The sequence below is a fragment of the Mycolicibacterium helvum genome, from assembly GCF_010731895.1.
In the GTDB taxonomy this organism is placed as follows: domain Bacteria; phylum Actinomycetota; class Actinomycetes; order Mycobacteriales; family Mycobacteriaceae; genus Mycobacterium; species Mycobacterium helvum.
On record NZ_AP022596.1, the window covers coordinates 3,508,467 to 3,531,349 of the forward strand.

At 67.7% G+C, this 22,883-nt stretch carries 19 protein-coding genes; 8 read left to right on the top strand and 11 right to left on the bottom strand.

Annotated features, from left to right (window positions below):
• Positions 1–11: 11 nt before the first annotated feature.
• The gene (locus G6N38_RS16555; protein WP_163749202.1) at positions 12–671 is read left to right on the top strand and encodes a DUF5642 family protein; all 660 of its coding nucleotides are present in this window, start codon (positions 12–14) and stop codon (positions 669–671) included.
• 2 nt (positions 672–673) lie between these two features.
• On the opposite strand, the gene G6N38_RS16560 is transcribed toward G6N38_RS16555, so the two are convergent.
• Positions 674–1,270, bottom strand: a complete 597-nt coding sequence (locus G6N38_RS16560; RefSeq protein ID WP_179968399.1) for an alpha-ketoglutarate-dependent dioxygenase AlkB — start codon at positions 1,268–1,270, stop codon at positions 674–676.
• A gap of 40 nt (positions 1,271–1,310) precedes the next feature.
• Complete coding sequence (gene soxR, locus G6N38_RS16565; protein ID WP_163749204.1) at positions 1,311–1,742, bottom strand: redox-sensitive transcriptional activator SoxR; 432 nt, start codon at positions 1,740–1,742, stop codon at positions 1,311–1,313.
• A 48-nt stretch (positions 1,743–1,790) separates the two neighbouring features.
• Between soxR and arcA the strand changes: the two genes are divergently transcribed.
• From arcA to G6N38_RS16585, 4 genes are read left to right on the top strand one after another with little or no spacing between them, the layout of a single operon-like run.
• The gene (gene arcA, locus G6N38_RS16570) at positions 1,791–2,999 is read left to right on the top strand and encodes an arginine deiminase (protein WP_163749205.1); all 1,209 of its coding nucleotides are present in this window, start codon (positions 1,791–1,793) and stop codon (positions 2,997–2,999) included.
• Positions 2,996–4,447, top strand: coding sequence for an aldehyde dehydrogenase (locus G6N38_RS16575; RefSeq protein ID WP_407662746.1), 1,452 nt, complete (start codon positions 2,996–2,998; stop codon positions 4,445–4,447). The genes arcA and G6N38_RS16575 overlap by 4 nt, the downstream gene beginning before the upstream one ends.
• A gap of 10 nt (positions 4,448–4,457) precedes the next feature.
• Positions 4,458–6,200, top strand: coding sequence for a flavin-containing monooxygenase (locus G6N38_RS16580; protein ID WP_163749207.1), 1,743 nt, complete (start codon positions 4,458–4,460; stop codon positions 6,198–6,200).
• Positions 6,200–7,768 (top strand): flavin-containing monooxygenase, encoded by a 1,569-nt coding sequence (locus G6N38_RS16585; RefSeq protein WP_163749208.1) that lies wholly within the window; start codon positions 6,200–6,202, stop codon positions 7,766–7,768. Before G6N38_RS16580 ends, G6N38_RS16585 begins: the two co-directional genes overlap by 1 nt.
• Here G6N38_RS16585 and G6N38_RS16590 read toward each other — a convergent pair.
• Positions 7,708–10,002: a CaiB/BaiF CoA-transferase family protein gene (locus G6N38_RS16590; protein ID WP_163749209.1), complete on the bottom strand. Its 2,295-nt coding sequence runs from the start codon at positions 10,000–10,002 to the stop codon at positions 7,708–7,710. The two genes, G6N38_RS16585 and G6N38_RS16590, sit on opposite strands and share 61 nt — an antisense overlap.
• A gap of 5 nt (positions 10,003–10,007) precedes the next feature.
• Positions 10,008–11,147 carry a Zn-dependent alcohol dehydrogenase gene (locus G6N38_RS16595; RefSeq protein ID WP_163749210.1) on the bottom strand — a complete coding sequence of 380 codons (1,140 nt, stop codon included), beginning with the start codon at positions 11,145–11,147 and terminating at the stop codon, positions 10,008–10,010.
• A 90-nt stretch (positions 11,148–11,237) separates the two neighbouring features.
• Between G6N38_RS16595 and G6N38_RS16600 the strand changes: the two genes are divergently transcribed.
• Positions 11,238–12,164: an LLM class F420-dependent oxidoreductase gene (locus G6N38_RS16600; protein WP_163749211.1), complete on the top strand. Its 927-nt coding sequence runs from the start codon at positions 11,238–11,240 to the stop codon at positions 12,162–12,164.
• Between the two features lie 55 nt (positions 12,165–12,219).
• Here G6N38_RS16600 and G6N38_RS16605 read toward each other — a convergent pair whose 3' ends face one another.
• Together G6N38_RS16605 and G6N38_RS16610 are read right to left on the bottom strand one after the other, a co-directional pair.
• On the bottom strand, positions 12,220–13,071 hold the full coding sequence (locus tag G6N38_RS16605) for a type IV toxin-antitoxin system AbiEi family antitoxin (RefSeq protein WP_163749212.1): 852 nt from the start codon (positions 13,069–13,071) through the stop codon (positions 12,220–12,222).
• A 120-nt stretch (positions 13,072–13,191) separates the two neighbouring features.
• Positions 13,192–14,742 carry a dolichyl-phosphate-mannose--protein mannosyltransferase gene (locus G6N38_RS16610; protein ID WP_163749213.1) on the bottom strand — a complete coding sequence of 517 codons (1,551 nt, stop codon included), beginning with the start codon at positions 14,740–14,742 and terminating at the stop codon, positions 13,192–13,194.
• A 24-nt stretch (positions 14,743–14,766) separates the two neighbouring features.
• Between G6N38_RS16610 and rsmI the strand changes: the two genes are divergently transcribed.
• Positions 14,767–15,645 (top strand): 16S rRNA (cytidine(1402)-2'-O)-methyltransferase, encoded by an 879-nt coding sequence (gene rsmI, locus G6N38_RS16615; protein WP_246227257.1) that lies wholly within the window; start codon positions 14,767–14,769, stop codon positions 15,643–15,645.
• On the opposite strand, the gene G6N38_RS16620 is transcribed toward rsmI, so the two are convergent.
• The 5 genes from G6N38_RS16620 to metG form a co-directional block, all read right to left on the bottom strand.
• The gene (locus tag G6N38_RS16620; protein WP_163749214.1) at positions 15,609–16,850 is read right to left on the bottom strand and encodes an aminodeoxychorismate synthase component I; all 1,242 of its coding nucleotides are present in this window, start codon (positions 16,848–16,850) and stop codon (positions 15,609–15,611) included. The two genes, rsmI and G6N38_RS16620, sit on opposite strands and share 37 nt — an antisense overlap.
• Before the next feature lie 40 nt (positions 16,851–16,890).
• Positions 16,891–17,784 carry an RNA polymerase sigma-70 factor gene (locus tag G6N38_RS16625; RefSeq protein WP_163749215.1) on the bottom strand — a complete coding sequence of 298 codons (894 nt, stop codon included), beginning with the start codon at positions 17,782–17,784 and terminating at the stop codon, positions 16,891–16,893.
• Positions 17,781–18,953 (bottom strand): NAD(P)/FAD-dependent oxidoreductase, encoded by a 1,173-nt coding sequence (locus G6N38_RS16630; RefSeq protein ID WP_163749216.1) that lies wholly within the window; start codon positions 18,951–18,953, stop codon positions 17,781–17,783. Before G6N38_RS16630 ends, G6N38_RS16625 begins: the two co-directional genes overlap by 4 nt.
• A gap of 89 nt (positions 18,954–19,042) precedes the next feature.
• Positions 19,043–20,389, bottom strand: a complete 1,347-nt coding sequence (gdhA, locus tag G6N38_RS16635) for an NADP-specific glutamate dehydrogenase (protein WP_163749217.1) — start codon at positions 20,387–20,389, stop codon at positions 19,043–19,045.
• A gap of 1 nt (position 20,390) precedes the next feature.
• On the bottom strand, positions 20,391–21,941 hold the full coding sequence (gene metG, locus G6N38_RS16640; RefSeq protein ID WP_163749218.1) for a methionine--tRNA ligase: 1,551 nt from the start codon (positions 21,939–21,941) through the stop codon (positions 20,391–20,393).
• Positions 21,942–21,967: 26 nt separating this feature from the next.
• Between metG and G6N38_RS16645 the strand changes: the two genes are divergently transcribed.
• Positions 21,968–22,804, top strand: coding sequence for a TatD family hydrolase (locus tag G6N38_RS16645; RefSeq protein ID WP_163749219.1), 837 nt, complete (start codon positions 21,968–21,970; stop codon positions 22,802–22,804).
• The last annotated feature ends 79 nt before the right edge of the window (positions 22,805–22,883 follow it).

Genomic DNA, 22,883 nt, shown 5'->3' on the forward strand with positions numbered 1-22,883 from the left:
CATTGGCCACGATGGTGAAACCCGGCGCGCTCGTGGCAGTTCTGTGTGCCGGGCTATCGGCCGCATGTGGTTCGGACGGATCTGACCAAGATCGAGCCGACATTGCGAAGGTGACCACACTGAAGTCCAGCTTCGGTCCCGAATTCACGGTGTCCGAGACGGCCAAGATGGGGATCGATCCCCAATCGCTGGCCGGACAGAAACTGCCCGACGGCCTGACATTCGACCCGCCCGCCTGCGCGAAATTCGCCGCCGGACAACTCGTGCCGACCGGCACCCAGGGCAATATGGCCGCGGTCTCCGCCCAAGGGGAGGGCAACCGCTTCATCGTCATCGCGGTCGAAACCAATTCGCCGCTGCCGGTCACCGAGCCCGGACCCGACTGTCAGAAGGTCACTTTCACCGGCTCGGGGATGCGCGGCTTGGTCGAAATCGTCGACGCACCAAAGATCGACGGCACCCAGACGCTGGGCGTGCACCGAGTCCTGCAGGCGATGGTCAACAATCAGCTGCGCACCGGCGAGACCTACAACTACTCCGCCCACTTCGGCGTCTATCAAGTGATCGTCAGCGCCAACCCGCTGGTGCTGCCCGACAAGCCGATCGTGCCGGTCAACACAGGGCGAGCCCGCGACCTTCTCGTTGCCGGCGTCAGCGCCATTCGCAGCTGAGCTCAGCGCACGTCGCGCGGGCGGAACTGGATGCTGATCCGCGGTCCCCTCGGTCGTGCGGTCTTGGGAACCGCGTGCTCCCAGGTGCGTTGGCACGAGCCGCCCATCACCAGAAGGTCGCCGTGGTGTTGCGGCAGCCGCAGCGACGGCCCGCCACCGCGGGGACGCAGCGCGAACACCCGGGTGGCGCCGAGGCTGACGATGGCGACCATGGTGTCCTCGGTGTTGCTGCGGCCGATGGTGTCGCCGTGCCAGGCCACGCTATCGGTGCCGTCGCGGTACAGGCATAGTCCGGCGGTGGTGAACGCTTCGCCGAGTTCGCCGCCGTAGATGTCGTTGAGACGACGGCGCAGCTTGGTGATGACGGGGTGCGGCGGCGGCTCGATGGTCAGATCGTGGAAGCTGACCAGGCGGGGGACGTCCAGGACCCGGTCGTACATCTGCCGTCGTTCGGCGCGCCACGGGGTATCGCGCAGCAGACCCTCGAAGAGCACGTCGGCATCTTCTACCCACGCCGAACGTAGGTCGATCCACGCACCAGCGCCGAGGTCGCGGCGCTCACTGTGCTCGAACAGCGCGCCCTGAACCACCACAGACACGCCAGTGAGGATATCGCACATCTGTTCGATGGGGTGAGATCTACAGTTTCGCCGCCCCGGGTCCGTGGCCGGCGAGCACGTCGTCGGGATTGGACAGCGCGCAGCTGCGCAGGCTCAGGCAACCGCAGCCGATGCAGTCGGCGAGGTTGTCGCGTAACCGCTGCAGGTGCACGATTCGCTCGTCGAGATCGTCCCGCCAGCCTGCCGACAGTTTTGCCCAGTCGCGGCTGGTCGGTACCCGGTCGGTCGGCAGTGTGGCCAGGGCCTCGGCGACTCGGGCCAGGGGGATGCCGAGCCGTTGGGACATCCGGATGAACGCCACTCGGCGCAGGGTGTCGCGGGGGTAGCGGCGCTGGTTGCCCGAGGTTCGGCGGCTGCTGATCAGCCCCTCGCGTTCATAAAAGTGCAGTGCCGAAATCGCCACGCCGGCCCGCTGGGCGAGCTCGCCGGGCGCCAGTTCCTGCTCGGTCACACCTCAACGATAGTTGAGGGTGGCTGACCTGTTGTTACGGTGCTACGTGTGACTGCCACCACGCTGGGCTCCAACTCCGAGGTCGGGACGCTACGGGTCGTCATACTGCACCGTCCCGGCGCAGAACTGCAACGGCTGACGCCGCGCAACAATGACAAGCTGCTCTTCGACGGGCTGCCCTGGGTGTCCCGGGCCCAGGACGAGCACGACGCGTTCGCCGAACTGCTGCGTTCCCGCGGCGTGGAAGTGCTGCTGATGTCGGACCTGCTGACCGAGGCGCTGAGCAGCGGCGCCGCCCGGATGCAGGGGATCGCCGCGGCCGTCGACGCGCGCCGCCTGGGATTGCCACTGGCGCAGGAACTTTCGGCATACCTGCGGAGTCTGGAACCGGCGGCCCTGGCGCATGTCCTCACGGCGGGCATGACCTTCACCGAACTGCCGTCGGGCGCCAAGACCGATACGTCGCTGGTGCGGCGCATGCATCACGGCGGTGATTTCGTCATCGAGCCGCTGCCCAATCTGCTGTTCACCCGCGACTCCTCGTTCTGGATCGGCCCGCGGGTGGCGATCACCTCGCTGGCGCTGCCGGCGCGGATGCGCGAAACCTCGCTGACCGACCTGATCTATGCCCACCACCCGCGCTTCCTTGGCGTCCGACGCGCCTACGAGTCGCACACGGCGCCCGTGGAAGGCGGCGACGTACTGCTGCTCGCACCCGGCGTGGTGGCCGTGGGAGTCGGGGAGCGCACCACCCCGGCTGGTGCGGAAGCGCTGGCGCGCAGCCTGTTCGACGACGGTCTGGCGCACACGGTGCTCGCCGTGCCGATCGCCCAGTCGCGGGCGCAGATGCACCTGGACACCGTCTGCACCATGGTCGACGTCGACGCGGTGGTGATGTATCCCGCTATCAGCGATTCGCTGTCGGCTTTCACCATCAAGCGCACGCCCGACGGCGTGACGATTCTCGACGAGGCGCCGTTCCTGAAAGCCGCTGCCGAGGCGATGGAAATCGAGCAGCTGCGGGTCATCGACACCGGACTGGACCCGGTAACCGCCGAACGTGAGCAATGGGACGACGGCAACAACACGCTGGCGCTCGCACCAGGCGTCGTCGTCGCCTATGAACGCAATACCGAAACAAACGCCCGACTGCAGGATTCGGGCATCGAAGTCTTGCCTATCTCGGCCTCCGAGCTCGGTACCGGACGCGGCGGGCCGCGATGCATGTCGTGCCCGGTCGCGCGGGATCCGTTGTGACCGAGCTGCTGATCGACGGACGTCTGGTCGCCGGCGGCTCGGGCACATTCGACACGATCAACCCGGCCACCGAAGAGCCGATCGGATCGGCCGCCGACGGTGACGCCGCCGATATGGACTCCGCGATCGGGGCGGCGCGGTCGGCCTTCGACGACACCGACTGGTCGCGTGATGTGGCGCTGCGCGTGCATTGTCTTCGCCAGCTGCGCTGCGCGCTGAACGCTGAGATCGAGGAGCTGCGGGCGATCACCGTCGCCGAAGTGGGCGCCCCGATCACCTTCACCCACGGTTCGCACCTGCAGGGCCCGGTCAACGATCTGTCGTTCCCGGCAGACGCCGCCGAAAATTATTCATGGACAACAAATCTCGGTGTCGCCTCGCCGATGGGTTTTGCGTCGGAACGTTCGCTTGTGCGCGAGCCCTACGGTGTCGTCGGCGCGATCACACCGTTCAACTTCCCGCACCAGATCAACCTCGCCAAGCTCGGGCCCGCCCTGGCGGCCGGCAACACAGTCGTCCTCAAGCCAGCTCCGGAGACGCCATGGTGCGCCGCCCACGTCGGGCGAATCATCGCCGAGCACACCGACTTTCCCCCAGGTGTCGTCAACATCGTCACCTCGAGCGACCCGCGCGTCGGTGCACGGCTGAGCGAAGACGCCCGGGTGGACATGGTGTCCTTCACCGGCTCGACCGCCACCGGTGCGGCGGTGATGGCCAGCGCGGCACAGACCATCACCAAGGTTTGTCTCGAACTCGGCGGCAAGTCGGCCTTCGTCGTGCTCGACGACGCCGATCTGGTGCGTGCGTGCGGCGCAGCCGCGCTGGCCGTCTCGCGCCACGCCGGGCAGGGCTGCGCGTTCACCAGCCGGTTGCTGGTACCTCGCGATCGCTACGACGACGCCGTCGAGGCCGCCGCCGCGGCGATGGCCGGCGTACCGGTCGGCGACCCGAGCGATCCCGCCACGGTCTGTGGTCCGCTGATCTCGGCGCGCCAGCGGATGAGGGTGCAGGGCTATCTGGATCTGGCTGTGGCAGAAGGCGGTTCATTCGCCTGCGGCGGGGGCCGGCCGGCCGGTCTGAGTCGGGGCTACTTCATAGCGCCGACAGTCATACGGGGATTGGACAACTCGGCGCGCACGGTCAGGGAGGAGATCTTCGGGCCGGTGCTGGTGGTGCTGGCCCACGACGGGGACGACGACGCGATCCGCATTGCCAACGACTCGCCGTACGGACTGTCCGCCGCGGTGTGGGGCACCGACCCGGACCGCACCGCCCGGGTAGCGGCACGACTGCGGACCGGCACGGTCAGCGTCAATGGGGGAGTGTGGTATTCGGCTGATGCCCCGTTCGGGGGTTACAAGCAGTCGGGCAACGGCCGCGAGATGGGGCTGGCCGGCTTCTCCGAATACCTCGAGACCAAGGTGATCGCGACGGCTGTGGACTTATAGTACGGACGACGTGACCGGACTGCCCTTCGACCCCGACGCGCTGCGCGCCCGATACGCGCGCGAGCGCGAGGCGCGGTTGCGCCCGGACGGAGTCGGCCAGTACGTCGAGGTAGCGGGGGAGTTCGCCGGGTTTGCGCAGGATCCGTGGTCGGGCGAACCCGCCGCGCGCGAGCCGCTGACCGATGAGGTCGACGTCGCGATCATCGGTGCCGGATTCGGTGGCCTACTGACCGGGGCGCGGCTGCGTGAACTCGGTGTGCAGCGAATCCGGCTGATCGACAAGGCCGCCGACGTCGGCGGCACCTGGTACTGGAACCGCTACCCCGGCATCGCCTGTGACGTCGAGTCCTACGTCTACCTGCCGCTGCTGGAGGAGACCGGCTACCTGCCGACCGAGAAGTACGCCAAAGGCCCGGAGATCTTCGCGCACTGCCAGCGCATCGCCGAACACTACGACCTCTACCGGGATGCCTGCCTGCACACCGCGGTCCGCCAGATCCGCTGGGACGAGGAACTGTCACGCTGGATTGTGGAAACCGACCGCGGCGACGCGATCCGTGCCCGGTTCGTGTCCATGGCCAATGGCTACCTGCAGAAGCCGAAGCTGCCGGGCATTCCGGGAATCGCAGCGTTCTCCGGGCACACCTTTCACACCAGCCGGTGGGACTATGACTACACCGGTGAAGATCTGGAGTTGCTGGCCGACAAGCGGATCGGCATCATCGGCACAGGTGCGACGGCCGTGCAGTGCGTACCGCACCTGGCGCGCGCGGCGGGCCATCTTTCGGTGTTCCAGCGCACGCCGTCGTCGGTCGACGTCCGCAACAACCAGCCGACCGACCCGCAGTGGGCTGCGGGCCTGACTCCCGGCTGGCAGCGCCGCCGCATCGAGAACTTCCAACAACTGACCGCAGGCGGTGAGGCCGACGAGGATCTGGTGGCCGACGCCTGGACCAGCATCACCAAGACCCTGCTGGTGATGCGGGATGGCGAGCTGGCCGATTTCGCGAAGATGGAAGAGGTCCGTGCCCGGGTGGACGCCATCGTCACCGATGCGGACACCGCGGAGGCACTCAAACCCTGGTACGGCTACTTCTGTAAGCGGCCGTGCTTTCACGACGACTACCTGGCCACGTTCAACCGGCCCAACGTGACTCTGGTGGACACCGGTGGCCATGGCGTGCAATGCATCACCGAACGCGGTGTCGTGGTCGCTTGCGTCGAGCACGACATCGACTGCCTGATCTTCGCGACAGGGTTCGAGGTCGGCACCGAGTACGCGCGCCGAACGGGCTTCGAAATTGTCGGCCGCGACGGACTCACGCTGACCAACAAGTGGCGCGACGGGGTGCGTACACTGCACGGGCTGCTGGTAGCGGGGTTTCCCAACCTGTTCATCGAAAGCATTGCGCAGTCCGGGTTTACGGTGAACTTCCCTTACCTGCTCGATGTCCAGGCGTCTCACGTCGCGTGGATCATCGCCGAGGCACTGGCCCGCGACGTCACCCGGCTCGAGGCGACCACCGCCGCCGAAGACGGCTGGGTCGACACCGTGGTCGGCAGGTCGGCGGGTACCGCGGACCGCGCCCGGTCGTGCACACCCGGGTATTACAACCGGGAGGGGCAGGCCAACGCGACGACGCGGCAGGGCAGCTTCTTCTACGGAGCGCCCACCGAATACGCCGACATCCTGGCGGCGTGGCGAGACGCCGGCACGCTGGACGGTCTCGACATCGGCCGCGGCGGCCGTTGATGAAGAAGCGGTACCTGACGGGGCGGCTGCGTGCGGCTGTGCGCCGGCGTCCCGCGCCGAGGGTGGCCATCATCGGTGCCGGGTTCGGCGGCCTGGCCGCGGCGGTCGCGTTGCGGCGCATCGGTGTCGACGATCTGGTGATCATCGAACGCTGTGACGGGGTGGGCGGAACCTGGCGGCTGAACACCTATCCCGGTGCGGCATGCGATATCCAGAGCCACCTCTATTCGTTCTCCTTCGCACCGAATCGGAACTGGAGCCGCACCTACGCTCGACAACCCGAGATCCTGGCCTACCTGGAGTCGGTGGCCCAGGACTTCGACCTGAACCGGCACCTGCTGACAAACACCGCCGTACGGAGCATCCGCTGGAATGCGGGCACCACGGAGTGGGACCTCGGGCTCGAATCGGTCACCACGGGAGGCGCTTCCGCGTACTCCGCCGACGTGGTGGTCAGTGCGGTGGGCCTGTTCGGGGAGCCGAAGCTGCCTGAGATCGACGGCCTGACCGACTTCGGCGGTTCGATCATGCACACCTCCCGGTGGGATCGCAGCGCCGACCTCACCGATCGCCGGGTGGCGGTCGTCGGCACGGGAGCCAGTGCGGTTCAGGTCGTTCCGGAAATCGTCGAGATCGCCGCCGAGGTGACGATCTTCCAGCGCACTCCGCCGTGGATGGTGCCCAAGGACGACCGCGCGTTCACCGGCGACGAGCTCGATCGATTCCGCCGCAGCCGGTGGGCGGCACGCCGCGAACGCTGGCGGTTGTGGAAGGAACAGCACGACAACACCGCGTTGCGTGTCGACGATCCACTGGTTGCCGGCCGGCAGGGCATCGCAGCGGAGTTCCTGCACCGCACCGTCGCCGATGACAGCCTGCGTGCGGCGTTGACGCCCGACTACCCGTTCCGCTGTAAGCGGGTCCTGCTCGGCAGCGATTACTACACCGCATTGCAACAGGACAACGTTGTGCTGGTGACCGAGCCCATCGACAAGGTCACCGAGACCGGAGTGTGCACAGCTCAATCGGTGACCGACGTCGATGTGATTGTGCTGGCCACCGGATTCCAGACCAACCACTATCTGGCCGGTATCGAGGTGACCGGCGTGGACGGGCAGTCTCTGCACCAGCGCTGGGGGGAGGACCCCAGCGCCTACCTCGGCGTCGCCGTCAGCGGGTTCCCCAATTTCTTGATGCTCTACGGTCCCAACACCAATCAGGGCGGCAATTCGATCGTCTACATCCTGGAGGCCGGGGCCCGGCTGGTTGCCGACGGGGTGGGCCGGCTCGCCCGTAAGGGCGGCACGCTGGAGGTACGACCGGAAGCCGAGCGGCGGTTCAACGAGGAGATCTCGGCCGAACTCGAGCACACGGTGTGGACGCAGTGCGGCAGCTACTTTCGCTCACCGACCGGCCGCATCGTCACGCAGTGGCCGTACAACGAGCTCGAGTATGCGCGGCGTACCCGGCGCGTGCGGCCCCGCGACTGGATCCACCGTCCGGGCGGTCAAAGTCCCAGTGGCCAAGATCCGATGACCTTGCCGTCTTCCAGGCGAGCCAGGTCCTGAACCGTCAATCCCAGTGATCCGCCCAGGATTTCGGCATTGTGCTGCCCCAGCAGTGGGGCGGCACTGGCCACGAAGCGCCCGGTGACCGGCGGTCGCGGGTAGGGCAGCGGACCGCACAGCGGGTGGGTGACCGTCTGGAAGAACCCCCTGGCCTGCAGCGCGGGGTTGTCGATGACGTCGGGCGGCTGTACGACCGGGGCGGCCGGTATGCCCGCGGCGAGTAGCGTGGCGACGGCGCCGTCGCGGGGCTGGTTGGTGAACCAGTCGGCGAGGTGGCCGTCGATGTGGTCAGCGGTGTCATCGTCGTATCCGACATCATGCGCCCATACTGGTTGGCCGAGAACATCTTTGATGGCTTCCCAGTCGGCCTTGTGGCGAAGGCTGACCGCGATCCACTGATCCTCGCCAGCGCAGGCGTAGACGTTCTGGACGGCGAATTCATGCCCGCGGTTGCCTCGCCTGGTCAGCAGCACCCCGGCGGCGTCGTGCTCGATGACTTGTAGCGCGCTGGCGTTGAGCACCACGTCGATCATCGGCAGCTCGACCAGCTGACCCTGCCCGGTGCGGCGCCGATGTTCCAGGGCCGCGAGGGTGAGGAAGGCGGCGTGCACCCCGGCCAGCGGATCACACGCACCTCGCGGTGCGGTGGGCAGGCCGTCGGGATATCCGGTGAGCCAGGCCAGTCCGGCGAGCTGTTCCATCGTCATCGCGAACCCGACCCGGTCGCGCCAGGGCCCGTCGAGCCCGAACCCCGGCATGCGGACCTCGATGATCTGCTCGTTGAATTCGCGTAGCTGGGCGTAGCTCAGACCGAAGTTCTCCATGACCCGGGGGGTGAAGTTCTCGACCACCACATCGGCCTCGGCGACCATCCGGCCGAAAAGCGTTCTGCCTTCCTCGGATCCGAGATCCAGCGTGATCGAGCGCTTGCCGGAGTTCACGCCGTGGAACACCCAGCTGTATTCCCACCACTGTTCGACGTCCGCACGGAACCCGCCGGCGAAGCGCATGCCGTCCGGACGTTGCACGGATTCGATCTTCACCACGTCGGCGCCAAGCATCGCCAGCAGATGGGTGGCGGTCGGGCCGGCCCAGAACGCGGTCAGGTCGACGATCCGGACGCCGTCCAGCGGCAGACCCGTGCGCTCGACGGGGGATTCACGGGGCGGCCAGGCCGCGGTGGATTCGGCACCGAGCGCTGGCGGCAGGGCCGGTGGCAGCGCGGGTGTGCTGGTCATCCGCCACGGTGGCCGGGGTGCCCGGAATCCGCTGGGGTGGTCCAGGAACGAAACACGCTCGATGAAATGATCCATGCCGGCCAGCGTTTCGCCGTTACCGATGGCCGTCATCGGAATGCGGAACAGTGCGGCCAGCTCGACGATCTCGGCGACAGTGTGCGTGGCGAAAAACTCGGCCGTGCGCGCCCGGATGAGATCGCGCTGTTCCCACCGGCCGACTTGGAAACGCAGCTCGGGGACATCAGCCAGGTCGGGGCACTCGACCATCGCGCAGAAGTCCTGCCACTGCTGACCGGTGGCCATCGAGATGCCGACATAGCCGTCTGCGGCGCGTTCGACCGACGGTACTTCGATGGACCGACCGAGGACCTCCAGCAGCATCAGTTCCTTACGCAGCCAGGAGAACACCTGCATCGAGGTGGTCATCGACTCCAGGACCGACAGGTCGAACGATCCGCCGCCGCGGTGGGCGACGAGTGCGAAGAAGGCGGCGTAGCTGCCTGCGATGAACTCGCCCAGGTCGCCGCCGACGGCGATCGGCGGGCGCTCGGGCTCGCCCCGGGAGCCGGTCGATCCGCACCACGCCTGCAGGGTGAACTCGGTGGCAGGCACGTCGGTCCAGGGGCCGGTCCACCCGAAATCCGAGACGGTGATCACCGGTGCCGTGCAGCAGGCGATTTCGTCGCCGCTGAGTCCCATCGCGGCCGCTTCTGCCGGCGTCGCACCGAGGATCACGATATCGGCCGAGTCGAGCAACTCGGACGGAATCGTCGGGCTGGTGATACTGCGTTTGCCGCCGGCCAGGAACGAAAAGAATGGGGCGTCACCGGCAGACTCCTGCACGCCGGCCGGTCGATACCGCCGTAGCCGGTGACCGGCAGGTGGTTCGACCATCACCACGTCGGCGCCGGCATCGCGCAGGAGCTTGCCGCAGTAGGCGGTGGCGATGCGGTCGCCGATCTCGAGCACCCGGATACCCGATAGCGGAGAGACCATGGGGCTCAGGTGATCCCGAAGTCGATGACGCCGCGGACCAGGTCGCCGCGGAGCAGGTCGTCGAACGCGGTGTTGATGTCGTCGAGACGGTAGCGGCGGGTGATCATCTCGTCGAGACGCAGCTGGCCGGCGGTGTACATGCCTGCCAGTAAGGGGATCTCGGAGCGCGGATTGCACGACCCGAACACCGTTCCGCACAGGGTCTTGTTCATCAGCACGAGGTCCTGGATGTCCAGATGTACGGGTAGCCCGCCAGCGGGCGCCATCCCGGTCAGCACACAGGTGCCGCCCTTGCGGGTGAGCGCCAGCGCGTCGCGCACGTCGTCGCCGGTGATATCGGACGGGGCCACGACCACGCAGTCCGCCATCACTCCACGAGTCAGGTCCCGGATCAGATCGACGGCGTCGCACGCCCACACCGCGGTGTGCGTCGCACCGAATTCGGTCGCCGACTTGCGCTTGTTCTCAAGGGGATCCACAGCCACGATCGTCGTCGCGCCGTTGATCCGCGCCCCCTGGATGGCGGCCGTGCCGATCCCGCCCGCGCCGATCACGACGACGGTGTCGCCGCCGCGCACGTTGCCGCGGTGCGCCGATGAGCCGTACCCGGTGGGGATCGCGCACGCCAGCAGTGCGGCGGGCACCAGTGGGATGCCCGGATCGATCTTGACCAGCGAATCGGCCGCGACCACCGTGTGTTCGGCGAAGGCGCCGATCTTGGACGTGTGCCCGACGTCCTGGCCGTCGAGGGTGTGGTGGCGGAACGTGCCGTCGGTGGGCATACCCGGGATCAGGACCCCGGCGCCCTTGTCGCACAGGTATTCCCTGCCGCAGGCGCACCAGCGGCAGTGCCCGCACACCGCGACGAACGAGGTCACCACGTGGTCGCCGGCAGCGAGCCCGGCGACGTCAGGTCCGACCTCGACAACGACGCCCGAACCTTCATGACCGCCGATGGTCGGTGGCCGGGTTCGCGGGGCGCCGGGCGGCGACATGAAGCCGTTGCGGATGTGGTCGTCGGAATGACAGAGGCCGGCTGCCGCCAGCTGAACCAGCACCTCACCGGCGCGCGGGGAATCGAGCTCGAAGTCCTCGACCGACCAGGCGCCGCCCACCTCGCGGACAATCGCGGCGCGGCTTTTCATGGCCCCGACCTTACGGCCCGGCGATATTCCCAGGTTCGCGGAGAGTGAAACGGGGCGCACGCCCCGGTTAGTCGTGGTTACGTAAACCCCGTGGCAATCAAACTCGGACTTCAGATCCCCAACTTCTCGTACGGCACCGGCGTCGCCGAGCTCTTCCCGACGGTGATCGCGCAGGCGCAGGAGGCCGAAGCGGCCGGCTTCGACTCTGTCTTCGTGATGGACCACCTCTACCAACTGCCCGGCTTGGGTGCGCCGGAGGAGCCGATGCTGGAGGCCTATACGGCCCTCGGCGGCTTGGCGACGGTGACGAACCGGGTTCAGCTCGGCACGCTGGTCACCGGAAACACCTACCGCAACCCGGCCCTGCTGGCCAAGGAGATCACCACCCTCGACGTGATGAGCCAGGGCCGGGCCGTCCTCGGTATCGGCACCGGCTGGTTCGAGCTCGAGCACGACTCACTGGGCTACGAATTCGGCACCTTCACCGACCGGTTCAACAAGCTCGGCGAGGCACTGGAGATCATCCTGCCGATGCTGCGCGGCGAGCGGGTGACCGTGGACGGCAAGTACTACCGGACCCAGGAGGCGTTCGCCAATCCCCGCTTCCGCGACCACATCCCGCTGATGATCGGCGGCAGCGGGGAGAAGAAAACCATTCCGTTGGCCGCCAAGTACTTCGACCACCTGAACATCATTGCCGGCTTCGATGAGCTGCCCCGCAAGGTCGCGGTGGTCAAGGACCGCTGCGAGGAGATCGGCCGCGATCCGGCCACCTTGGAGACCAGCGTGCTCGCCATCGCGCTCATCGACGAGAACATCACCGCCGACATGATCCCGGAGGAGTTCAGGCAGCAGGCCGTCTTCGGTAGCCCGGATCAGATCGCCGATCAGATCAAGACAAAGGTGCTCGACGCCGGTGTCGGCGGTGTCATCTTGTCCGCGGCCACGATCAACGGCTACCAGCCCGGTGGGGTCACCGCGATCGCCGAGCAACTGAAGCCGCTGCTGGGTCTCTAGCGCCGATTTGGCCGAGATCGACACCATGGCTGTCGGCAGGGCCAGATCGTGACCCTCAGGCAGATCTCGCGAGGGAAATCCGCCGGCGGTTGAATGCGTCGTGCACTCGCCGAAGGATGTAGGCGCGGCTGTGTTCCTTGACCACGCGCACAATCAGCCAGCCCAGCTCTTCGAGCATGTCGTGACGGCCGATGTCCCGCACGAACTGACTGCGATCCGACTGGTGGTGCGCGCCCTCGTACTCGAGCCCGATCTTCGGCTCGTCCCACCCGAGGTCGACGAACGCCGTTGTGTAGCCATCGGAGACCGGAATCTGAGTGACGGGGCGGGGATACCCCGCGTCGATCAACAACAGCCTCAACCAGGATTCCCGTGGTGACTGGGCGCCGGGGTCGGTGAGCGGCGCGACGGCGCGGGCTCGTCGGACCCCGCGTGCGCCCGGGTAGCGGTCGGCAAGCGAGAGCACGTCAGCGGGTTTGATTCCGGTGGCCGCCGCGAGCGCGTCGAGGTGGGCGACGGCTTCGGCCCTCGGTAGGTGACGAGCAAGGTCGAGTGCGGTGCGCTGCGGTGTCGTGACGACCAAATCGCCGTGCGGCATGAGTTCGTCGGAGCGGATGCGGTCCTCGCGCACGATGACGCCGGCTTGGCGGCGGCGGGCACGTCCGATGAGCTCGACGGGTGTAGACGCGCCAACCCACGATGCTCCGTGCAGAGCGGCCGCTGCCCTGCCGGCGACGATGCCGTCTGGAACCCACAGTGCTGCTGCTCGGGTACGTACGTCGAGGGTGCGTTCGGATCCCTTGGGGACGTACACGTCAGGATGTATTGCGGTGTAGTTCCAGCGCAGCTGACCTCGCGTGAGCAGGCCACTGGCGATCGCTGTGCTTCCGCTGAACGGTGACGACATGTCTGCATGCTGTGCTGCGGGGCCGACAAACCTGTGATCGAGGCGGCGAAAACGCCTTCAGGGCTGTGGAATTCTCCTTCATCACGACCCTGGTGTCGATTTCGCGCTGTGGATAATCGGCTAGCGCCAGCTGGGCAGCCAGATCTCCATGTTCCACGTCGACTGCGAGATCGGGACGCCGGTCAGCACCGGGTACAGCCAGGCGAAGTTGGTGATCACCAGCGCGACATAACAGCTCACCACGATCAGCCCGAGCGTTCGTCGTTCGGCATTCTGGTTGGGCGAGTGCAGGATGTCGCCGAGGATCAGCGCGATCGCCATGACCAGGAAGGGCGCCATCGGCACGGCGTAGAAGAAGTACATCTGCCGGTCGATGTCGGCGAACCAGGGCAGGAATCCCGCGCCGTAGCCGGTGAGCACCACCGCGTAGCGCCAGTCGCGGCGGACGAACGCCCGCCACACCGCATACACCAACACCGGCACGGCCAGCCACCACATCGCGGGCGTGCCGACCAACATCACCGCCTTGACGCAGGAGGCCGCTCCGCAACCGGGCACGTTCTGGTTGTCGATGGCATAAAGCACCGGCCGCAGCGACATCGGCCACGTCCACGGCTTGGACTCCCACGGATGGTGGTTGCCGTTCGCGTTCGTCAGCGTGGAGTGGAAGTGATACGCCTTGTAGGTGTAGTGCCACAGTGACCGGATCGCGTCTGGTGGCTGGTACCACTCCCGCTCGCCGATCGACTGCCCGACCTCGTAGCGGCTGACCGCCGTCTCCGAGGAGAACCACGGCGCATACGAGGCCAGGTACACCGCGAACGGGATCGCCAAGAAGACGTAGGCGGTCGGTCCCAGATCGCGCCGGATCGCGCCGAACCACGGCCTGGGCACCCGGTAGGCCCGGCGTGCGGCGATGTCGAATGCCAGCGACATCGCGCCGAAGAACACGATGTAGTACAGCCCCGACCACTTCGTGGCCAACGCGAGGCCCAGCAGCACGCCCGCACCGAAGCGCCACCACCGCACGCCGAGGCGCGGACCCCACGGTGTCTCGGCAATGCGGCCTTCCAACAGCGCATTGTGCATTCGCTCGCGCATCTGATCACGGTCGACGATCAAGGCGCCGAACGCCGCGACCGCGAACAACGTCAGGAAGCTGTCCAGCAGCGCGGTGCGCGCCGCCACGAAACTCACCCCGTCGGCGATCAGCAGCAGCCCGGCGACGGCGCCGACCAGCGTTGAGCGGCTGATCCGCCGGACGATGCGCACCACCAGCAGGACCAGCACCACGCCGAACACCGCGCTGGTGAACCGCCAGCCCACGCCGTTGTAGCCGAACAGTGCCTCACCGAATGCGATGAGCTGCTTGCCCATTGGCGGGTGCACCACGAGCCCGAAGCCGGGGTTGTCCTCGACGCCGTAGTTGTGCAGCACCTGCCAGGCCTGGGGAGCGTAGTGCTTCTCGTCGAAGATCGGGGTGCCGCCATCGGTCGGCGACCCGAGGTTCATCAGCCTGGTCAGCGCGGCCAGCGCGGTGATGATGGCGGTGGCCACCCAGCCCTCGATGCGGTCGACCGGCCCGAAGTCGGCGACCGGCACCAGCGGCCCAGGGCTGATGACGGGCGCGTGGCGCTGATGCGCCTCCAGGTCATCGGCTGTCGTGGTCATCGCATGCGATCGTATTCTGTCCCGGTGTCGATCCCCGAGTCGCTTCGCTCCGGCCCGTCGGGGGGTGCCGGGAGACTGCTGCTCGGCGCCACACCCCTTGGCCAGCCGGGCGACGCCTCGAAACGGCTGCTCGACGCCCTGTCCACCGCCGATGTGGTGGCCGCCGAGGACACCCGGCGGGTGCGCACCCTGGCCCAGTCGCTGGGCGTGCGGATCGGCGGGCGAGTGGTCAGCCTGTTCGACCAGAACGAAGCGGCCCGGGTGCCCGCGCTCATCGACGACATCAAGGCCGGCGCCACCGTGCTGGTGGTCAGCGATGCCGGCATGCCGCTGATCAACGATCCCGGCTATCGCATGGTGACGGCCTGCGTCGAGGAAGGCCTACAGGTGAGTTGCCTGCCCGGCCCGTCCGCGGTCACCACGGCGCTGGCGGTTTCCGGGCTGGCCTCCGACCGGTTCTGTTTCGAGGGGTTCGCGCCGCGCAAGCAGTCGGCACGCCGGACGTGGCTGGCCGCCTTGGCCGCCGAGCAGCGGACCTGTGTGTTCTTCGAATCACCGCGGCGGCTGGCCGACTGCCTGCGCGACGCCGTCGACGAACTCGGCGGGGAACGGCGCGCGGTGGTCTGCCGGGAGCTGACGAAGGTGCACGAGGAGATCCTGCGCGGCACGCTGGCCGAGCTCGCGGCATGGGCCGACGAGAAGGTGCTCGGCGAGATCACGGTGGTGCTGGCCGGCGCGGTGCCGACCACCGATCTGCCGACGCTGGTCGCCGAGGTCGACGCCCTTGTGGCTGATGGGATGCGGGTCAAGGACGCCTGCGGCCAGGTGATCCAGGCCCATCCGGGGGCGCCGTCGCGGCGTGAGCTCTACGACGCGGTGCTGCGCGCGCGTGACCCAGCGTGACTGACCACTGCAGCGGCCTTGTGCAGGCATTCCTGCCATTCGGCTTTCGGGTCGGAGTCGGCGGTGATCCCGCCCCCGACGCCGAGCACGGCCGCGCCGTCGGCGTCGAACTCGACGGTGCGGATCGCCACATTCAGCTCGGTCCCCGCGATCGGCGACGCCATGCCGACGGTGCCGCAGTACACCCCGCGCCGCCGCGGCTCCCACTGTGAAAGCAGTTGACGGGCACGACCTTTCGGTGTTCCGGTGACCGATGCGGGCGGGAACGTCGCGGCCAGCAGCTCCGCGTTGGAAACCTCGCGGCGCACGGTGGCCGCCACCGTCGACACCAGATGCCACACCCCCGGCGCCGCCCGGACCGTCAGCAGTTCGGGCACCGTGACGGTCCCGGTGTCGGCGACGCGGCCCAGGTCGTTGCGCACCAGATCGACGATCATGATGTTCTCGGCGACATCCTTGGCCGACGCCAGCAGCTCGGCGGGCGGACGGTGCAGCGGCAGCGTTCCCTTGATCGGGCTGGACGTCGCCTCGTCGCCGACCCGGCGGATGAACAGCTCCGGTGACAGCGAGGCCACCGCACCCCAATCGCCGGCCAGGTAGGCGGCTCGCGCCGGAGTGGTTCGGGTGACCGCATCGGCGAAGAACGCCAATGACGAGCCGCGCAGGGTTCCGGTGAATTGCGTGCACACGCAGGCCTGGTAGACCTCGCCGGCGCCGATCGCCGCCAGACAGGCCGCCACGCCGTCTTGGTGGCATGCGAAATCGGGTTCTTCCCAGTCGATTTCGTAGGAATCGAGCGGCGGGGGATCCGACAGCGCGTCGGCCACCCACGCCGCGATCGGTGCGGCGGTGAGACTTTCGTGCCACCAGCAGCCGTCGCGGTCCAGGCGCAGCACACTGTCCGTCCAGCCGCCTGCCGCCTCGGGTATCCGCGGCGGCGCGCCGTCGGCAGCGGCGTCGGGGTAGGCCAGGTAGCCGATCCACCCACCGCCGACCGCATCTCCGCGATCGCCGGGTGGCACGGCGAACGCGCCGGCGGGGGTGATCGCCCGCACCGGCACGGTGGGGGCGATCACCGCCGCTGAGCCAAACCAGTCGCCGGTCAGCGCGGCCGGAGGCGGCAGCCGCCGCTGTGCGGCGGCGCCGGCTACGGCGCGCAGCACCTCGGCGGCGGTGCCGAGGTCGCCGAGCCGGTCGATGCGCATCGCCATAGCCTGACGGCTGCGGCCGGCAGACGCAAAGGCGTCAGCGGCTGATCTCCCTGCGCACGGTGACGGCGGCGAGCTTCTCCGGGTTGCGCATCGCGTAGAAATTGGTGATCGTCCCGTCGGTGATCTCGACCATCATCACCGACTCGGGCACGTTGCCGCGATAGATCACCAGCGCAGGCGCTCCGTTGTAGTTCGCGCTTTCGATCCGGTGTTCCGGCGTCGCCTGGCGAAACAGCCCGATGATGAACCTGGCGACCTTGTCCTGGCCCAGAATCGGGCGGCGGGCGGCGCTGGCCTTGCCGTCGCTGTCGGAGGTGAACGCCACATCGGGTGCCAGCATGCTCATCAGCCCCGTGACGTCACCGGTCGCCGCCGCCGCCAGGAACTGCAGGGTGATCTGCTCGGACTGCTGCGGGCTCACGGGTTCGAAGCGGCGCCGCCGCGCGTGTACGTGTTCGCGGGCACGATGTGAGATCTGGCGCACCGCGGCCGTGGATTTGCCGACCGCATCGGCGATTTCGTCGTGGCTGAAGCCGAACACCTCGCGCAGGACGAACACCGCGCGCTCGTCCGGCGTCAGTGTCTCCAGCACCACCAGCATCGCCATCGACACCGATTCGGCGAGCACCACGTCGGCGGCGGCGTCGCGCTCGTCGAGCAGCAGCGGTTCGGGCAGCCACGGGCCGATGTAGTCCTCCCGGCGGCGGGCCTGCGAGCGCAGCGTGTTCAGCGCCTGGCGGGTGACCAGCTGAGCCAGGTAGGCCTTGGTATCCCGGACCTCATCCACATCGACTGCCGCCCAGCGTAAATAGCTGTCCTGCAAGACGTCGTCGGCTTCGGTTGCCGAGCCGAGGATCTCATAGGCGATGGTGAACAGCAGGGGCCGCAGCAGGGTGAACCGGTCGGCGTGTTCGTCGGTCGCGGTCACGGCGTCTGCACCGCCTCGGGTGCGGGCCGCTTGCCGCCGCCCTTGAGCCAGAAATACGACCCGGGCTTACGGGCCTCACGGCGCAGGAAGCTGACCGTGCCGTTGCAGACCGCCTCCTTGATCGCCGCCGCGGTGCGCCCGCCGAGGTACAGCGGCAGCGGGACGTCGTTGGTCCGGGCGATCTGGATGGTGGCGCCGGCCCGGCCCAGGCTGATGCACTGTCCGGTGAACGCCTGGCTGATCACGGCGGGCTGCTCGCCGGCGATACGGGCCAACACGGTGTTGGCGGCTTGGGCGCCCAGTGGGATCGCGGCCTGGCAGCTCATCCGCAGCGGCTGGCCGGACGGCGCGGAAGCATCCCCGGCGGCCACGATCCGGGCATCGTCGACGCTGGTCAGGGTCTCGTCGGTGAGCAGCCGGCCGATCGTGTCGGTGCGCAGCCCGGATCTGCTCGCCAGATCGGGCACGCCGAACCCGGCGGTCCAGATCGTCACGTGGCTGGCCAGCCGGCGTCCGTCGCCGAGGGTCACCGCGTCGGCGGCCACCGCGGTCACCATGGCCTGCGGTCCATCGACGATCTCGACGCCGAGCTTGCGTAGCCGCTTGGCCACTGACCGCCGGCCCGGCGTGCTCAGGTACGGGCCGAGCACGGCGCCGCACACCAGCGTGACGGTCCGGCCCTGCTCGGCCAGCTCGGCAGCGGTCTCGATACCGGTCGGGCCGGCGCCGACCACGCACACCGGCGCGCCGTAGTGCAGGTCGGCCAGCTTCGCGGTCAGCCGCTGCGCTTCCTCGAGATCGGCTATGGGATAAGCGAATTCGTCGGCGCCGGGCACAGCCGGTTGGGCCGAGCCACTGCCGACTGCGTAGATCAAGTAGTCGTAGGGCAGTGGCCGGCCACTGAAGAGCTCGACCTGTCGCGCCGCGGTGTCGATACGGGTCGCTGCATCGACCACCAGCGCGATGCCGGCACCGAGGATGTCGGCATAGGCATGCGTAGCGTCGTCGGAACCGGTGACCAACTGGTGCAGCCGGATCCGTTCGACGAACTCTGGGCGGGGGTTGACCAGGGTGATCTCCACATCGGGACGCAACCGCAGATGATTGGCCGCGATCACTCCGGCGTAGCCACCGCCGATGACGACGACATGGGTGCGTGGTGCGGTCATGGTGTCTCCTTTTCCGAGAGGCTTATGCCCTTCAGACACCACGCACTGCGGGGTTGTGACACGCACGCCCGCGGTGTGGTTCAGATCACTTAGACCAAGCCCAAGGCAAGCATCGCATCGGCGACCCGGATGAATCCGGCGATGTTGGCGCCGGCCACGTAATTGCCCGGCTGCCCGTAGTCGTCGGCGGTGGACAGGCACCGGTCGTGGATCCGGCGCATGATCTCCGACAGCCGGGCTTCGGTGTCCTCGAACGTCCAGGAGTCTCGCGAGGCGTTCTGCTGCATCTCCAGCGCGCTGGTGGCTACGCCGCCGGCGTTGGCGGCCTTACCGGGCGCGAAGGTCACGCCCGCGGCCTCGAAGCACTTCACGGCCTCCGGAGTGCACGGCATGTTGGCGCCCTCAGCGACGATCTGGCAGCCCGAACCGATGAGCAGGGCCGCGTCGTCACCGGTCAGTTCGTTCTGGGTGGCGCAGGGCAACGCGATATCGCACTGCACCTCCCACACGCTGCGAGATGTCACCAAGGTCGCGCCGCCGCGGACGTCGGCGTAGTCGGCGATCCTGCCGCGGTGCAGTTCCTTGACCTCCTTGAGCAGGTCGAGGTCGATGCCCTTCTCGTCGAGGACGTAACCGCTGGAGTCAGAGCAGGCGACGACGGTGCCGCCCAGCTCGTGCACCTTCTCGATGGCGTAGATCGCGACATTGCCGGACCCGGACACCACCACCTGCTTGCCGTCGAAAGACTGTCCGTTCGCTCGCAGGATCTCGTCGACGAAGAACACCGTGCCGTATCCGGTGGCCTCGGTGCGCACCTGGGATCCGCCCCAGGTCAGCCCCTTGCCGGTGAACACCCCGGACTCGTAGCGGTTTGTGATGCGCTTGTACTGGCCGAACAGGTAACCGATCTCACGCATGCCGACACCGATATCGCCGGCGGGCACGTCGGTGTACTCCCCGAGGTGCCGATAGAGCTCGGTCATGAAGGACTGGCAGAACCGCATGATCTCGCCGTCGGAGCGGCCCTTGGGATCGAAGTCCGAGCCACCCTTGCCGCCGCCGATCGGCAGGCCGGTCAGCGAGTTCTTGAAGATCTGTTCGTAACCGAGGAACTTCACGATCCCGAGGTACACCGAGGGATGGAACCGCAGACCGCCCTTGAACGGCCCGAGCGCGGAATTGAACTCGACCCGGAAGCCGCGGTTGATCTGCACGGTGCCGGTGTCGTCGAGCCAGGGCACCCGAAAGATGATCTGGCGTTCGGGCTCGCACAACCGGCGGATCACCGCGCTGTCGACGTAGTCGGGGTGCTTCTCGACCACCGGTCCGAGGCTGTTGAGCACCTCGTAGACGGCCTGGTGAAACTCCACCTCACCGGGATTGCGCCGGGCGACCTCGTCGTAGATGTCGTGCAGTGTGCTGTGTAGGGCTGTCATCTCATTCGGCCTGGTAGCGGGGAAAGACGCCGGTCGGTGCTGGCAGCGCGATGCCGGGGGCGATCCGGACGCTGATAGCGCCGAAATCGCGCTCCGATTCGGGCTGGCCGAGCAGGTTGAGCAGGGTGGCAGCGGACGACGGCATCACCGGTTGCACCAGAAGCGCCGCGATCCGGACCACCTCGAGTGTCACGTAGAGAACCGTGTGGAAGCGGATCTGGTCGACCTCCGATTCGGATTTGCGCAGCACCCACGGTTCCTGCGCGGAGAAGTACCGGTTGGCGGCGCCGAGCATCGCCCAGATCGCCTCCAGCGCCAGATGCATGGCGGGCACGTCGAAATGGGCGCGCACCCTGGGCAACAGCTCGTCGGCGAGCGCCAAGAGCTCGCGGTCGGCGTCGGTGAACTCACCGGGCTCGGGCACCTTGGCGTCGAGGTTCTTGTTGACCATCGACAGCGAGCGCTGCGCCAGGTTCCCGAACTCGTTGGCCAGATCGGCGTTAATCCGGCCGATGATGGCGTCTTCGTTGTAGCTGCCGTCCTGCCCGAACGGGACCTCGCGCAGCAGGAAGTAGCGCACCTGGTCGAGCCCGAAGGCGTCGATGAGCGCGAAGGGATCCACTACGTTGCCCACCGACTTGCTCATCTTCTCGCCGCTGTTGAGCAGGAAGCCGTGGACGAAAACGCGTCGCGGCAGCTCGATACCCGCCGACATCAGGAACGCCGGCCAGTACACGGCGTGGAACCGGATGATGTCCTTGCCGATCATGTGCAGGTCTGCGGGCCAGTACTTGCGGAACGCCTCGGAGTCGGTGTCGGGGAAGCCGGCGCCGGTGAGGTAGTTGGTCAGCGCGTCCACCCAGACGTACATGACGTGGTCAGGATGGTTTGGTACCGGCACACCCCAGTCGAATGTGGTGCGTGAGATCGAAAGGTCGCGAAGGCCGCCGGAGACGAAGCTGACCACCTCGTTGCGGCGCACGTCCGGGGCGATGAACTCCGGGTGTGCGTCGTAGTGGGCCAGCAGCCGGTCGGTGTAGGCCGACAGCCGGAAGAAGTAGGTCTGCTCCTCGGTCCACGTCACGGGCGTGCCGGTCTCGAGCGAATACTTCTTGCCGTCGACGCGTGTCTCGAGTTCGTCCTCGGTATAGAAGCGTTCGTCGCGTACCGAGTACCAGCCCGAGTACGAGTCGAGATAGATGTCGCCGGCGGCGTCCATCCGCTTCCAGATCTCGATCGACGCCTCGATGTGGTCGGCGTCGGTGGTCCGGATGAAGCGGTCGAACGAGGCCCCGAGCTTTTCCTGCATCGCCTGGAACGCATTGGAGTTGCGCCGGGCCAGTTCGGCGGTGGGAATGCCCTCGGCGGCGGCCGTTTGCGCCATTTTCAGGCCGTGCTCGTCGGTCCCGGTCAAGTAGCGCACGTCGAAGCCGTCGAGGCGCTTGAAGCGGGCGATCGCGTCGGTCGCGATGTACTCGTACGCATGCCCGATGTGTGGTGCACCGTTGGGGTACGCGATCGCGGTGGTGAGGTAGTACGGCGGCTTACTCATTTGGGGTTCACCCTAAGGTGTAGGGCGTGAGTCTCCGCGGCAAGAGGAGGGAGCCACCTCCGCCACCTCCTCCGCTGACGCCGTTGATCGACGCCCACACGCACCTGGATGCCTGCGGAGCCCGCGATGCCGACGACGTCCGCGCGATCCTCGACCGCGCGCAGGCCGCCGGAGTGGTGGCGGCAGTGACCATCGCCGATGACCTGGACGCCGCCCGCTGGGCTGCTGAGGCGGCCACCTGGGATCCACGCGTCTACGCCGCGGTCGCCCTGCACCCGACTCGTGCCGACGCGCTTACCGAGGATGTGCGCGCCGAGCTGGAATGGCTGGCCGCGCAGCCAAGGGTGGTGGCGGTCGGGGAGACCGGCATGGACCTGTACTGGCCGGGCAAGCTCGACGGGTGTGCCGAACCTTCGACTCAGCGGGAATCCTTCGCCTGGCACATCGACCTGGCCAAGCGGACCGGCAAACCGCTGATGATCCACAACCGCGACGCCGATGCCGAGGTGCTCGACGTGCTGCGCGCCGAGGGCGCCCCGGAGACCGTCATCTTCCACTGCTTCTCCTCAGGCCCGGAGATGGCGCGCACCTGCGTCGAGGCGGGCTGGGTGCTGAGCCTGTCCGGGACAGTCAGCTTCAAGAACGCCCGTGACCTGCGGGCGGCGGCTGCGCTCATTCCGGCGGATCAGCTGCTGGTGGAGACCGACGCCCCGTTTCTGACCCCGCACCCCTACCGCGGGGCACCCAATGAGCCCTACTGCCTGCCCTACACCGTGCGCGCGCTGGCCGAGGTCGTCGACCGGCCGGCAGAGTTGCTGGCAGAGCAGTCATCGGCGACCGCGCGACGGGTCTACGGTCTCTAAGGGTCTGTTGAGAGCCGTGGGCCCGGGTTGCTCTGATCCGGTCTGGTTCGTTACCGTCTTGTGATCAAAGGGGGCCACC